Genomic DNA, 12,569 nt, shown 5'->3' on the forward strand with positions numbered 1-12,569 from the left:
TCTTCCGTGCTTATGCGGGTGTACGGGTGGTGTGGTCGAGTTCGTGGTGGGGGGTGTGGGGGGTTTCGGGGACGTGGGGGGCATTGAGGCGGGACGGGGTCGCGGTACGGCAGTCGCCGAAGTCCGCCCGGAGCCGGGCCATCAGCCCGATCAGCTGGCCGACCTCGTCGTCGCTCCAGTCGCTCAGCCGGTCGGCGAGCAACTGGGCGGTGCGCCGGGACAGTTCGTCGAGCCGGGCCAGGCCGCTGGGGGTGAGGCGCAGGATGCGGGAGCGCTTGTCCGAGGGGTCGGCGGACCGCTCGATCCAGCCCCGGTCGGCGACGTGCGCGACATGGCGGCTGGTCACGGACATGTCGACGGCGAGCAGCTCCGCGAGCCTGCTCATGCGCATGTCGCCGTGCCGGCCGAGCAGGGTCAGTACGGCCGCGGAGCCGCTGGGGCAGTCGGACGGCAGGATCCGGCCCAGCTCCCTGCGTACGGCGCCGAAGGCACTGAACTGACGCATCAGCTCCTCGTACTGCGTCCGCTCGGCCATCACACCTCCCCTGCTCGCCATGTTCGTTGCTTAGGGCAACCATAAGAGAGGTTGGTTGCTACAGGCAAATAAAACGGGTGGGTGTGGCATAAAAAGTTGGCAAAGGCAAGCATTGCTGACCGTAAACCCACAGGTGGGAACGGCTGCGCGAAGCCCCGCACTTGGGTGTCCCCCGGGGATTCGCTAGTGTCTCGGCCCATGGCAAACAACACCCAGGGCCCCGAGGGCAACTACGACCCCGCCGGCAGCACCCAGATGTTCCGTGCCTTCGTCGACGAGACCCCCCAGGGCGGCCGGCAGCAGCAGGCCGCCGCTCCCGCCGGACCGCGTATCGGCCTGATCGTCGGCGTTGTCGTCGCCGTGCTGGTCGTGGCGGCGGTGGTGTACCTGGCGATGATGTAGCGCCGGCCGCGCGATTCGGGCGGCTACCGGGCCGGTTCCACGGGGAACCGGTAGACCGTCGACTCCCGCGCCCGGAAGCCCAGCCGCTCGTACAGCCGGTTGGCCGCGGTGCGGTCCGGCCGCGAGGTGAGATCGACGGTCCGGGCGCCGGCCTCCCGGGCGATCCGCAACGCCTCGCCGGTCAGCAGCGCGGCGATTCCCCGCCCTCGGGCCGAGCCGTCGACGACCACGTCCTCGACGCGCCCGCGCAGCCCGGACGGCACCGGGAACAGCACCAGCGTCAGCGTGCCGACGACCGTGCCCTCCGCCCGTGCCACCAGCACCGTGTTCGTCGCGCACGAGACCAGCCGCTCGACCGCGGCCCTGTCGAGGGGCTCCGCCGTCGAGGACAACTGCGGCAGCAACCGGCCGAACGCGTCCACGAGTTCGTCGGTCGCCTCGCGCACGACCTCCACCTGTACGTCCATGGCGGGGAGCCTATCGATCGGGCTGCCGGCACTGGAGGAGCCGCGATCTGTCGGTGGTTGGCTGCGGTGTCTGCGTGGCTGCGCGCGCCCACGGCGGCGGAGCCACGTATCGAAACAGCCCCGCGCCCCTTTGGGGCGCTGCCCAGAGCTACTTGACCGAGACGCCCCGAACTCACCGCCGTTCCCCCGGAGTTGCCGCCCGCGCACGCGGTCGGTGTCGGGCAGACGACGGCCGCCGACGCACCCAGCGGGGCGCCTCGGCGGCCAGTTGTCCGTGTGGGACGACGCATCGGGCCGGGGTGACCGACTGACGCTTCGTCGCATAGGAACCCTTGGCGGCGGGTTCAGAAGGGGTTCAGTCGGAGATCAGGCCCTCGCGCAGGGTGGACAGGGTGCGCGTGAGGAGGCGGGAGACGTGCATCTGGGAGATGCCGACCTCCTCGCCGATCTGCGACTGGGTCATGTTGGCGAAGAAGCGCAGCATGATGATCCGGCGCTCACGGGGCGGGAGTTTGGCCAGGAGCGGCTTGAGGGACTCCCGGTACTCCACGCCCTCCAGGGCCGTGTCCTCGTAGCCGAGGCGGTCCGCCAGTGAGCCCTCGCCGCCGTCGTCCTCGGGGGCCGGGGAGTCGAGCGAGGAGGCCGTGTAGGCGTTGCCGACCGCGAGGCCGTCGACGACGTCCTCCTCGGACACGCCCAGGACCGCGGCGAGTTCGGGGACGGTCGGCGACCGGTCCAGCTTCTGGGAGAGCTCGTCGCTGGCCTTGGTGAGGGCCAGCCGCAGCTCCTGGAGCCGGCGCGGGACGCGCACCGACCACGACGTGTCGCGGAAGAAGCGCTTGATCTCGCCCACGACGGTCGGCATCGCGAACGTCGGGAACTCCACCCCGCGTTCGCAGTCGAACCGGTCGATCGCCTTGATCAGGCCGATCGTGCCGACCTGGACGATGTCCTCCATCGGCTCGTTGCGGGAGCGGAAACGCGCGGCGGCGTAACGCACCAGCGGGAGATTGAGCTCGATGAGGGTGTCCCTGACGTAACCGCGCTCGGGGCTGTTCTCGTCGAGTGCGGCGAGCCGCAGGAAGAGGGAGCGGGACAGGGTGCGGGTGTCGATGGCTCCCGTGGTCGGGAGGGCCGGGGCCGGTACGGCGGGTACGGCCTCCAGGACCGTAACGGCGTCGAGTGCGGGCTCAGCCTCGCTCTTGGTGAGCGTGAGCACCTTCGAGCTGCCCTGGTCTGCGGACATGCCACCCCCTTTGGGTCGCGGGACGGTCGCGGCGATCGCCCCCGTCTGGGGAGCGGTGCCTTCACCTGAATACCGGAGCCTGGGCCACGGCAAACGCGCTTCCCGCAGAATGTCACATGTCGGCAACACGCTGTAGTGACATGTCGACTTGTCTGTTACGAAACGGCCCTGGAAAAAGGGGGTCTGACGGTTTTTCAGCGCAGAACTGGCGGGAAGCGCCCTGGTGAGCGATTCGTTCGTAACGGTGACAACTCGCTCGCGCTTTCGGTTAGGCCTCGATGCGGTTCGCGGAGCGCAGTCGCTGGAAGCTGCGCGCGAGCAGCCGTGAGACATGCATCTGGGAGACGCCGAGTTCCGCGCTGATCTGCGACTGGGTGAGATTGCTGTAGTAGCGCAGAAGCAGGATCCGCTGTTCGCGTTCCGGGAGTTGGACGAGAAGGTGCCGGACGAGGTCGCGGTGCTCCACGCCGTCCAGGGCCGGGTCCTCGTAGCCGAGCCGGTCCAGCAGGCCGGGCAGTCCGTCGCCCTCCTGGGCGGCCTCCAGGGAGGTCGCGTGGTACGAGCGGCCGGCCTCGATGCAGGACAGCACCTCGTCCTCGCCGATGCGCAGCCGCTCGGCGATCTCGGCGGTCGTCGGAGTGCGGCCGAACGCGGTCGTCAGGTCCTCGGTCGCCGCGTTGACCTGCACCCACAACTCGTGCAGCCGGCGCGGGACATGGACCGTGCGAACGTTGTCACGGAAGTAGCGCTTGATCTCGCCGATGACGGTCGGCATCGCGAACGTCGGGAACTGCACGCCCCGGTCCGGGTCGAAGCGGTCGATGGCGTTGATCAGACCGATGGTGCCGACCTGGACGACGTCCTCCATCGGCTCGTTGCGGGAGCGGAAGCGGGCGGCGGCGTAGCGCACGAGCGGGAGATTGGCCTCGATGAGCGCCCCGCGCACCCGGTTGTGCTCCGGCGTACCCGGCTGGAGCCCCTTGAGCTGGCCGAACAGCACCTGGGTGAGAGCCCGGGTGTCGGCACCGCGACTGCGCGGCGGAGCGGCTGCCGCCGGGGGCTGGGCGGGAGCCTCTTCCTGAGGCGGCGCTGTACTGGCCGACACGGTCAACGCCACACCTCTTCAATAGGTCAACTCATCCGTCAAAAGCGGTCATAGCATCACAAGACATGTGCACTGTGTGCAAGCACCGACTAATACCTTGTTAGGCCGTGTTGACGGGCAAGTTGTGGCATTGGGTGCGGAAAAGCCCCCCGCCGTCACGGCAGGGGGCTTCTCGGCGGTGCGTTCAGATCTCGTAGTCGGCGATCACCCAGGTAGCGAACTCGTGCCACAGCACGACGCCCGCCTGGTGCGCGGGGTGCTCGACGTACCGCTTCAGGGCGTCGGCGTCGTCGACCGACGAGTTGATCGCGAAGTCGTAGGCGATGGGGCGGTCGCTGATGTTCCAGCCCAGCTCCCAGGAGCGCAGCTCCCCGATCAGGTCGCCGAGCGGGCGGAAGGCCTCGACGCCCGCCACCACCCGCGGGTCGTCGCGCCGGACGCCCTCGTTGAGCTTGAAGAGGACGAGGTGGCGGATCATCTGCGCGCTCCCGGGTGGTGGTTGGCTAGTGTGCCCCGTCGGCCAGCCAGGTCATGAAGTCTCCGATGGCCTTCGCGGCGTCCGATATGCCCTCGAAGCCTATCTGGACGTAGTCGGCCGCCTTGGCGGGCTTCGTGATGATCACGTACAGCGCGAAGACCACGAGCACATAGACGGCGACCTTCTTCGCGTTCACCGCCATCGCGGCCTCCCCTGTGACGTCCGTGCCCGTGGGCCCCCTGTTGTCGGCGGTGAGTGTAACCTTCACGGCCTCTTTTTGGATCAATCAGGGACCAACGGCCCGCAGGTGGAGGGCTGTTGCCCCACATCACGCAAGAAGGGCCCCGTCTCTCGACGGGGCCCTCCAGAAGCGGTAGCGGAGGGATTTGAACCCTCGGTGACTTGCGCCACACTCGCTTTCGAGGCGAGCTCCTTCGGCCGCTCGGACACGCTACCGAGAGAGACCTTACAACAAGGTGGGGCGTGGTTTGAAATCGGTAATCGAGCCCCGCCACCGATCCTGCTACCGGCCGCGGAAGAACTCCGTGAGGACGTGCGCGCACTCGTCCGCGAGCACGCCTTCGATCACCTCGGGGCGGTGGTTGAGCCGCCGGTCGCGTACGACGTCGAAGAGCGAGCCGGCCGCGCCGGCCTTCTCGTCGCGGGCGCCGTAGACGACCCGGTCGACCCGGGACTGCACGAGTGCGCCCGCGCACATCGTGCAGGGTTCGAGGGTGACGACGAGGGTGCAGCCCGAGAGCCGCCACTCACCGAGGTGAGAAGCGGCCCGGCGGATCGCGAGGACCTCGGCGTGCGCCGTCGGATCGCCGGTGGCCTCGCGTTCGTTGTGCCCGGTGGCGAGCACGGTCGTACCGTCCGGGGACAGTACGACCGCGCCGACCGGGACGTCGCCGCCCCGGGCGGCCTGTCCGGCCTCGACCAGGGCGAGCCGCATCGCGGCCCGCCAGCGGTCGCGTACCGGGTCCGGAGTCCCTTCTGTGCGTGCTGTGGTCAGCGGACGGTCTCCAGGACCTCCGAGGCCCCCAGGGCCTCGGCGATGGAGCTCAGCGCGTCGTCGGCGTCGAGTTGGCGCAGCTCCTTCTCGCCGACGCCCAGGTCGTCGAGGATCTGGCTGTCCCCGACCGGGCTGTGCGGAACGGCCTCGGCCGAGGTGCCGTCCTCGTCGTCGTCCTCCTCGGAGTCACCGTCCTCGGTGCCGTCGAGGTCGAGGGAGTCCAGATCGACGACGTCGTCGTCGTCCGGATCCCTTCCGAGCAGCTCGTCCGTGAGCAGGATCTCGCCGTACGAGCTGCGGGCTGCCGCAGCTGCGTCCGAGACGTAGATCCGGGGGTCGTCCTCGCCGTCGATACGGACGACGCCGAACCAGGCGTCCTCCTGCTCGATGAGCACCAGCACCGTGTCGTCCTCGGGCGAGGCTTCACGGGCCAGTTCGGCCAGATCCGACAGGCTCTCGACATCGTCGAGCTCTGTGTCGCTCGCTTCCCACCCGTCTTCGGTGCGCGCGAGCAGTGCGGCGAAGTACACCGTGACTCTCCCACTGGTCTTAGGCGTGCCGGTTGGGGGTCCCCCCGGCGGAGGTTGCGGGCGGGGAGAGCTCGTGCTCCGAGCCCCACCCACTCGGAATCGTGGCAGAAACAAGGCGTTCAGGGGACGTCTTCGGCTCCCTGTGTCCGCCCGTGTTTGATCGACCACCAGCGGGATCGTACGCGGCGATCGCCGTGCGCACGCACCCGGTTGGCCATACAAGGTGCTGTGAGACAGGCCTCAACTACCAGCGGAAGGTTCGCATACGCATGGCGTGGCGCAGCCGGGCGGCCTTGGCGCGGCGGGGCTGGACGCGGTCGCGCAGCTCACGGGCCTCGGTCAGTTCGCGCAGGAACTCCGCCCGGCGCCGTCTGCGCTCGGCATCGGTCTCCCGGCTCTCGTGCTGTGACGGGTCCTCGTGGGACTCACGGTCAGGCATCGGCTCACCACCCCGGTCCGTCCCTCCCACTTTCCCCCGGACGGGCGGTTTGATGCCAGCGCGAGCAGGTGGGGAGTGGCGGCTACTGTTGTGGACATGCGTCTCCACGTCGTCGACCACCCCCTGGTCGCCCACAAGCTCACCACGCTGCGCGACCAGCGCACCGACTCCGCGACCTTCCGCCGCCTGGCCGACGAGCTGGTCACCCTGCTCGCCTACGAGGCCACGCGTGACGTGCGCACCGAACAGGTCGACATCACGACGCCGGTCGCCCCGACCACCGGCGTCAAGCTGTCCTACCCGCGCCCGCTGGTGGTGCCGATCCTGCGGGCCGGCCTCGGCATGCTGGACGGCATGGTCCGGCTGCTGCCCTCGGCCGAGGTCGGCTTCATGGGCATGGTGCGCGACGAGGAGACGCTCCAGGCCTCCACGTACGCCACGCGCATGCCGGAGGACCTCTCCGGCCGCCAGGTGTACGTCCTGGACCCGATGCTGGCCACCGGCGGCACCCTGGTCGCGGCGATCCGCGAGCTGATCAAGCGCGGCGCGGACGACGTCACGGCCGTGGTCCTGCTGGCCGCCCCCGAGGGCGTCGAGGTCATGGAGCGCGAGCTCGCGGGCACCCCGGTGACGGTCGTGACGGCCTCGGTCGACGAGCGCCTGAACGAGCACGGCTACATCGTCCCGGGCCTCGGCGACGCGGGCGACCGGCTGTACGGGGCGGCCGAGTAAGGCCGGGTAGGACTCGGTCAACACCCGATTCCCGTACGGCTCTTACCTGCCGTACGGGTATCTGCGTGTGTGCTGTCGTACGGCTACGAGCACGCCTTCGGTGAAGCACTGGCCGCCGGTGCGGCGGGCCCGCTAAGCGTGGCCAGGGCCTTGTCGGCGGCGGCCTTCGCCGTGAGGTCCTTGAAGGCGGTGCCGATGATCAGGTCGACGGCGGTGCCCTTGCGAGTGGCCTCGGTGCGGCGCTCGGCGCCGGTGAGCTGGGTGGCGAGGACGGGCAGCGAGGTGTCGAGGGAGGCGGCGGGGCCGAGCAGTATCCCGGTGCCCTTCACCTTCTTGTCGAACTGCGTGGACGCGTTGCCCACGTCGCCGATCTTGAAGCCGCGCTTCTTGAGTTCGTCGGCGGTCGACTTGGCGAGGCCGCTGCGGGGTGTGGCGTTGTAGACGTTCACGGTGATCTGGGCGGGCTTCGGGACGGCGGCGTTCGTGGTGGGCGAGGGGCTCACCTTGGAGGCGCAGTCCGCCTTGGGACCGGCCGCCGCGGCCTGCTTGCCGCCACCGGTGAAGACGTCGATGAGCTGCAACGTGCCCCACCCGCCCACACCCAGTACGGCGACGGACGCGACCACCATGAGGACGAGCCGTCCGCGGCGCCGCGGACGGCGCATGCGCGGGTATTTGTCCCCCGTGATCCGGTACTGGCCGCCCATGCCTGGGGGAGTCAGCATGCTCATGAGCGCAGCGTAGTGCGCCCGGGCGACGATGCCTACTAGATGATCATTCGACAGCGCCGAGACCAACCCGAAAGGGCGAACGCCCCGTGAGCGGGAGGCTCAGTCGAGTTCGAGCACGCGCGCGTGGAGCACCTGGCGCTGCTGCAGCGCGGCGCGGACCGCGCGGTGCAGGCCGTCCTCCAGGTACAGGTCGCCCTGCCACTTCACGACGTGCGCGAAGAGGTCGCCGTAGAAGGTCGAGTCCTCGGCGAGGAGGGTTTCCAGGTCGAGCTGGCCCTTGGTCGTCACCAGCTGATCGAGGCGGACCGGGCGCGGCGCGACATCCGCCCACTGCCGGGTGCTTTCCCGGCCGTGGTCGGGGTACGGCCGGCCGTTTCCGATGCGCTTGAAGATCACACGGAAAGCCTACCGGTCATGACGTTCCGGGCGCAGCCATGGAGACGGAGTGCGACGCTGGAAAAGATGCCGCAAAGGCGGGCAAAAAGGGAACAGGGGCCTGATATGAGTGACAGCGAGACGATCGCCGCCGGGTACGCCTTCACAGGACCTGCACTCGATCTGGGCGCCCTGCTCTGGGACGGGGCCTGTCTGCCCGACGCCCAGATCCGCATCCCCCTCCCGATGCTCAACCGCCACGGCCTGGTCGCGGGCGCCACCGGCACCGGCAAGACCAAGACGCTCCAGCTCATCGCCGAGCAGCTCTCGGCGCAGGGCGTGCCCGTGTTCCTCGCGGACGTGAAAGGTGACGTGTCGGGCATCTCGGCGCCGGGCACCTCGAACGACAAGGTCGGGGGGAGGGCCGCCGAGGTGAGGCAGCAGTGGACGGCGACCGGCTTCCCCGCCGAGTTCTACGCCCTCGGCGGCATCGGCCACGGCATCCCCGTCCGCGCCACGATCACCGGCTTCGGCCCGGTGCTGCTCTCCAAGGTCCTCCAGCTCAACCAGACCCAGGAGCAGTCCCTCGGCCTGATCTTCCACTACGCCGACACCAAGGGCCTGGAGCTGATCGACCTCAAGGACCTGCGGGCGGTCGTCACCTTCCTCACCTCGGACGAGGGGAAGGTGGAACTGAAGAACATCGGCGGCCTGTCCACCGCCACGGCCGGCGTGATCCTCCGCTCCCTCACCGCCTTCGAGGCGCAGGGCATGGCCGACTTCTTCGGCGAGCCCGAGTTCGACACGAGCGAACTGCTGCGCACGGCCGGCGACGGCCGGGGCATGGTCTCGGTCCTCGAACTCCCCGCCGTCCAGGACAAGCCGCAGCTCTTCTCGACCTTCCTGATGTGGCTGCTGGCGGACCTCTTCCACGATCTCCCCGAGGTCGGCGACGCCGACAAGCCGAAGCTCGTCTTCTTCTTCGACGAGGCGCATCTGCTCTTCAACGACGCCTCCAAGGCCTTCCTGGACTCCATCACGCAGACCGTCCGGCTGATTCGCTCGAAAGGGGTCGGCGTCTTCTTCGTGACCCAGACCCCGAAGGACGTCCCCGGCGACGTCCTGGCCCAGCTCGGCAACCGTGTCCAGCACGCGCTGCGCGCCTTCACCCCGGACGACCAGAAGGCCCTGAAGGCGACCGTGAAGACCTTCCCGAACTCCTCCTACGACCTGGAGGAGATCCTCACCGGCCTGGGCACAGGCGAGGCCGTCGTCACGGTCCTGAGCGAGAACGGCGCCCCGACCCCGGTCGCCGTCACCCGCCTCCGCGCCCCCGAGTCCCTGATGGGCCCGATCGACCCGACGACCCTCGACCAGGCGGTCAAGTCCTCGTCCCTCTACGGCCGTTACGCACAGGCTGTGGACAGAGAGTCGGCGTACGAGAAGCTGACGTCCCGTCCGCAGCCGCAGGAGACGCCGAAGGCGGCGGCGAAGAAGGCTCCGGCCGAGGAGGACGAGTCGATGGTCCAACAGGTCGTCGGCAGCGGCATGTTCAAGTCCCTGGCGCGTTCCGTCGGCACCCAGATCGGCCGCGAGATCACCCGCTCCCTCTTCGGCACGGCCCGGCGGAAGCGGTAGCCGCCGCCGGACCGCGCGGTCGGGTCAGCGCTCGGGTTCCTCCGGGGGCCGCTGCGGTTCGGGTGTGCGCGCCTCGGGTTTGGGCGCGTTGCGGACGGCCTCCGCGCGCAACAGGGCGCGCAGGACCGCGTACGGGTCGATGGGCATGGCTGTGTTCCTCGCGTCGTACTGCCGGACTGACTGACTGGCCTGGTGGGGCGGTCGGTCCGTCAGCAGCGCAGGACCACGGTGCGCTGGGCACGCAGGGTGTACGACGGCCCGTGCGGTGCGGGGAGAGGGCGGCCCTCGGGGTCGTGCGACGCCGGGGCGGGCGCGGGGCGCAGGGGTGCGGTGGGCCGGTGGACGGCGAGGGAGGAGGGCCGTAGGGCTGCGGTGGCCGTGTCGAGGACGTCGTACTCGATGGTCGTCTCGACGGAGGACGCGACAGGCATCGCGCGCGTCTCGGCGTGCGTGCCCGGCATCAGGAGGGCGAGCAGCAGCACGAGCGCCCGCAGCCAGGCACGGCTGCGGGGGAGGCTGCGTGCGGTGCTCACGGGGGTCAATCTGCCCTGTGGGTCTACGGCGTTCATCGCGTCCGGAGCGAGATACGCCCGCATGGAGTAGGGGGACCTGTCACAGGGCGGTCGGTACCTGCTGGGCCCGGCCGCGCATCCTGATCGCCGTGATGATCTCGACGACGCCGACCGCGACCAGCCAGATGCCGCCGACGAGGGTGAGGACGGCGACCGAGCGGAAGGGCGAGTCGATGAGGACGATGCCGGCGATGAACGTGACGATCCCGAGGAAGATCTGCCAGCCACGCGCGGGCATGTTCTGGTCGGAGGCGGCGGCCAGGGTCTGCGTGATGCCCCGGATCAGCCAGCCGATGCCGATCCACAGGGCGAGCAGCAGGATCGACTGCATCGGGCCGCGGAAGCAGAACAGGCCCAGCACGATCGACAGCGCGCCGCTGATGAAGGCCAGTACGCGCAGCGAGGTCGCCTTGTGGGTGCCGAAGGCGGAGACCAGCTGGAAGACGCCGCTGATCAGCAGGTAGATGCCGAAGAGGATGCCGGCCGCGAAGAGGGACGCGCCCGGCCACACCAGGACCAGGACGCCCAGGACCAGTGACGCGATGCCGGTGAGCAGGACGACCTGCCAGGCGGCCTTGGACAGGGCGTGCAGGGGACCTTCGAGATCAGGTTCCCGGTACCGCTCGTCGTGCGGGGGCCGCGGTGCGTGGGCGCGGCGGTCGTCGAACTCCGGGCCCCTGGGGGAGCCGCTCGGTGCCTCGGTCATGGTCCATGTTTTGACCGGGATCGCGCGTCCCGCCACCGGGGACGGGCCACCTGGCTGACGGGCTACTTGCCGCCGGCTGCCTTCGCCGCCTTGGCCGCCGCCTTCATCTCCTGCTTGTGCGCGCGCACCTTGGTCAGCGACTCGGGCCCGGTGATGTCGGCGACCGAGCGGTAGGACTTGGGCTCGCCGTAGGCGCCGGCGGCCTCGCGCCAGCCCTTCGGCGTCACCCCGAGCTGCTTGCCGAGCAGGGCGAGGAAGATCTGCGCCTTCTGCTTGCCGAACCCGGGCAGTTCCCCAAGCCGCTTCAGCAGCTCGGCACCGGTGCCGACGCCTTCCCAGACGGCGCTCGCGTCCCCGTCGTAGTGCTCGACGAGGTACTGGCAGAGCTGCTGGATGCGCTTGGCCATCGAGCCCGGGTAGCGGTGCACGGCCGGCTTCTCGGAGAGGAGTGCGGCGAAGGCCTCGGGGTCACGGGCCGCGATCTCGTGGGCGTCCAGATCGGTGGCCCCGAGCCGGTCGGCGATCGTCCGCGGCCCCTTGAACGCCCACTCCATCGGCACCTGCTGGTCGAGCAGCATCCCGACCAGCGCGGCGAGCGGGGATCGGCCGAGGAGTTCGTCGGCCTCGGGGTCCTGGGCGAGGTGAAGGGTGACGTCCATGGGTCGATTCTGGCGCGTCCGGGGTCGGGATGCCTCCCTGCGCGCGGGGAGGCCCGGCTCTCGGGGAGGGTGCCATTTAGAAGTGTGTCACTTTGCATGAAAAGTGACACACTTTTTTGAAGAGGGTCCCCTCCGGCTCGCCTCAGGTCGCCCGCCAGTACCCGAGCGCGTGCACCCGCTCCCGTCGTACGCCCAACTCCTTGCGGACGTACGACGACAACGCCCGGGTCGTCGTCGTGTCGCAGGTGATCCAGACGTAGGGGTCCGGGGTGGCCTTGAGGAGGTCGGGGAGTTCCGTGCGGATCCGCTCGGCCAGCCGGCCCCGGGGGAGTGCGCGGATCTCGTGCCGGTCCGGGTCGGTGCGGAGGGGGAGTCCGTCGGGCTCGCCCTCGAACCAGATCGTCGCCGGGACCGTCGAACCCACCGCTCCCAGCAGGGAGTTGACGGCGGGGACGGATGCCGGGTCGCCGATCGCGAAGAGGTGTGAGGGGGTCGGGTCGGGAGCCTCGAAACCCGTGCCCTGGACCGTCGCCTCGATCGTGTCGCCGGGCTTCGCGGACCGTGCCCAGTCGCTCGCGCGGCCCTCGTGCAGGGCGAATTCGAGGCCGAACGTGCCGGCCGCCGGGTCGGGGTCGACCAGGGTGTACGCCCGCTGATGCGGCTTGCCCGCGTTGTCGAACCAGAGCCGGACCCACATCGTCGGGTGGACGCCGGTCGCCGCGAGCATGCCGCCGTCGGTGAGATGGAGGCGGCGATAGTGCGGGGTGACGTCCTCCGCCCGTGTGACGGTGAACTCGAAGTCCTTGGCGCGCAGCAGCTTGAGTACCGCGCCCTCCCAACCGCGCCCCTGCACCATCGCCTCTTCACCCTTCGCGTACGATTTCCCCACGAGTAACTTAGGCAAGGCTAACCTAAAAAACAGCCTCGCAACAGGAACAA

The 12,569-nt window shown here is 69.6% G+C and carries 19 protein-coding genes and 1 tRNA gene; 3 read left to right on the forward strand and 17 right to left on the reverse strand.

The features are described 5' to 3' along the window. Nucleotides 1-10: 10 nt before the first annotated feature. Nucleotides 11-535 (reverse strand): MarR family winged helix-turn-helix transcriptional regulator, encoded by a 525-nt coding sequence (locus tag OC490_RS28625; protein WP_262060977.1) that lies wholly within the window; start codon nucleotides 533-535, stop codon nucleotides 11-13. Nucleotides 536-733: 198 nt separating this feature from the next. Between OC490_RS28625 and OC490_RS28630 the strand changes: the two genes are divergently transcribed. Next, complete coding sequence (locus OC490_RS28630; RefSeq protein WP_262060892.1) at nucleotides 734-937, forward strand: hypothetical protein; 204 nt, start codon at nucleotides 734-736, stop codon at nucleotides 935-937. 23 nt (nucleotides 938-960) lie between these two features. Here OC490_RS28630 and OC490_RS28635 read toward each other — a convergent pair whose 3' ends face one another. The 9 genes from OC490_RS28635 to OC490_RS28675 form a co-directional block, all read right to left on the reverse strand. Further along, nucleotides 961-1,404 carry a GNAT family N-acetyltransferase gene (locus OC490_RS28635; protein ID WP_262060893.1) on the reverse strand — a complete coding sequence of 148 codons (444 nt, stop codon included), beginning with the start codon at nucleotides 1,402-1,404 and terminating at the stop codon, nucleotides 961-963. Between the two features lie 355 nt (nucleotides 1,405-1,759). Further along, complete coding sequence (locus tag OC490_RS28640) at nucleotides 1,760-2,650, reverse strand: RNA polymerase sigma factor SigF (RefSeq protein WP_019073292.1); 891 nt, start codon at nucleotides 2,648-2,650, stop codon at nucleotides 1,760-1,762. Nucleotides 2,651-2,918: 268 nt separating this feature from the next. Further along, nucleotides 2,919-3,767, reverse strand: a complete 849-nt coding sequence (locus tag OC490_RS28645) for an RNA polymerase sigma factor SigF (RefSeq protein WP_262060894.1) — start codon at nucleotides 3,765-3,767, stop codon at nucleotides 2,919-2,921. A 172-nt stretch (nucleotides 3,768-3,939) separates the two neighbouring features. Further along, nucleotides 3,940-4,233, reverse strand: coding sequence for a Dabb family protein (locus OC490_RS28650; RefSeq protein WP_262060895.1), 294 nt, complete (start codon nucleotides 4,231-4,233; stop codon nucleotides 3,940-3,942). Nucleotides 4,234-4,258: 25 nt separating this feature from the next. Beyond that, a complete protein-coding gene (locus tag OC490_RS28655) occupies nucleotides 4,259-4,501 on the reverse strand; it encodes a hypothetical protein (protein ID WP_262060986.1) in 243 nt (80 codons plus the stop codon). A 103-nt stretch (nucleotides 4,502-4,604) separates the two neighbouring features. Next, a tRNA-Ser gene (locus OC490_RS28660) sits at nucleotides 4,605-4,689 on the reverse strand. 67 nt (nucleotides 4,690-4,756) lie between these two features. Next, on the reverse strand, nucleotides 4,757-5,188 hold the full coding sequence (gene tadA / locus OC490_RS28665) for a tRNA adenosine(34) deaminase TadA (RefSeq protein WP_262060896.1): 432 nt from the start codon (nucleotides 5,186-5,188) through the stop codon (nucleotides 4,757-4,759). Between the two features lie 56 nt (nucleotides 5,189-5,244). After that, complete coding sequence (locus OC490_RS28670; protein WP_262060897.1) at nucleotides 5,245-5,778, reverse strand: hypothetical protein; 534 nt, start codon at nucleotides 5,776-5,778, stop codon at nucleotides 5,245-5,247. A gap of 244 nt (nucleotides 5,779-6,022) precedes the next feature. Further along, nucleotides 6,023-6,217, reverse strand: a complete 195-nt coding sequence (locus tag OC490_RS28675; RefSeq protein ID WP_262060898.1) for a hypothetical protein — start codon at nucleotides 6,215-6,217, stop codon at nucleotides 6,023-6,025. A 96-nt stretch (nucleotides 6,218-6,313) separates the two neighbouring features. On the opposite strand from OC490_RS28675, the gene upp reads away from it, so the two are divergent. Next, a complete protein-coding gene (gene upp / locus OC490_RS28680; protein ID WP_262060899.1) occupies nucleotides 6,314-6,949 on the forward strand; it encodes a uracil phosphoribosyltransferase in 636 nt (211 codons plus the stop codon). Nucleotides 6,950-7,032: 83 nt separating this feature from the next. On the opposite strand, the gene OC490_RS28685 is transcribed toward upp, so the two are convergent. Then, complete coding sequence (locus OC490_RS28685; RefSeq protein ID WP_262060978.1) at nucleotides 7,033-7,656, reverse strand: LytR C-terminal domain-containing protein; 624 nt, start codon at nucleotides 7,654-7,656, stop codon at nucleotides 7,033-7,035. A gap of 123 nt (nucleotides 7,657-7,779) precedes the next feature. After that, nucleotides 7,780-8,076 carry a type II toxin-antitoxin system VapB family antitoxin gene (locus OC490_RS28690; RefSeq protein ID WP_003999914.1) on the reverse strand — a complete coding sequence of 99 codons (297 nt, stop codon included), beginning with the start codon at nucleotides 8,074-8,076 and terminating at the stop codon, nucleotides 7,780-7,782. A gap of 105 nt (nucleotides 8,077-8,181) precedes the next feature. On the opposite strand from OC490_RS28690, the gene OC490_RS28695 reads away from it, so the two are divergent. Beyond that, nucleotides 8,182-9,693 carry a DUF853 domain-containing protein gene (locus OC490_RS28695; RefSeq protein WP_262060900.1) on the forward strand — a complete coding sequence of 504 codons (1,512 nt, stop codon included), beginning with the start codon at nucleotides 8,182-8,184 and terminating at the stop codon, nucleotides 9,691-9,693. 24 nt (nucleotides 9,694-9,717) lie between these two features. Here OC490_RS28695 and OC490_RS28700 read toward each other — a convergent pair whose 3' ends face one another. The 5 genes from OC490_RS28700 to OC490_RS28720 form a co-directional block, all read right to left on the reverse strand. Then, nucleotides 9,718-9,840 carry a hypothetical protein gene (locus OC490_RS28700; RefSeq protein WP_262060901.1) on the reverse strand — a complete coding sequence of 41 codons (123 nt, stop codon included), beginning with the start codon at nucleotides 9,838-9,840 and terminating at the stop codon, nucleotides 9,718-9,720. Nucleotides 9,841-9,902: 62 nt separating this feature from the next. Next, nucleotides 9,903-10,226: a hypothetical protein gene (locus OC490_RS28705; RefSeq protein ID WP_262060902.1), complete on the reverse strand. Its 324-nt coding sequence runs from the start codon at nucleotides 10,224-10,226 to the stop codon at nucleotides 9,903-9,905. A 79-nt stretch (nucleotides 10,227-10,305) separates the two neighbouring features. Then, nucleotides 10,306-10,971 (reverse strand): HdeD family acid-resistance protein, encoded by a 666-nt coding sequence (locus OC490_RS28710; protein ID WP_262060903.1) that lies wholly within the window; start codon nucleotides 10,969-10,971, stop codon nucleotides 10,306-10,308. Between the two features lie 62 nt (nucleotides 10,972-11,033). Then, nucleotides 11,034-11,630 (reverse strand): HhH-GPD-type base excision DNA repair protein, encoded by a 597-nt coding sequence (locus tag OC490_RS28715; RefSeq protein ID WP_262060904.1) that lies wholly within the window; start codon nucleotides 11,628-11,630, stop codon nucleotides 11,034-11,036. 142 nt (nucleotides 11,631-11,772) lie between these two features. Beyond that, nucleotides 11,773-12,486 carry a siderophore-interacting protein gene (locus OC490_RS28720; RefSeq protein WP_262060905.1) on the reverse strand — a complete coding sequence of 238 codons (714 nt, stop codon included), beginning with the start codon at nucleotides 12,484-12,486 and terminating at the stop codon, nucleotides 11,773-11,775. Between the last annotated feature and the right edge of the window lie 83 nt (nucleotides 12,487-12,569).

Source organism: Streptomyces sp. STR69, from assembly GCF_024519455.1.
Lineage (GTDB): Bacteria > Actinomycetota > Actinomycetes > Streptomycetales > Streptomycetaceae > Streptomyces.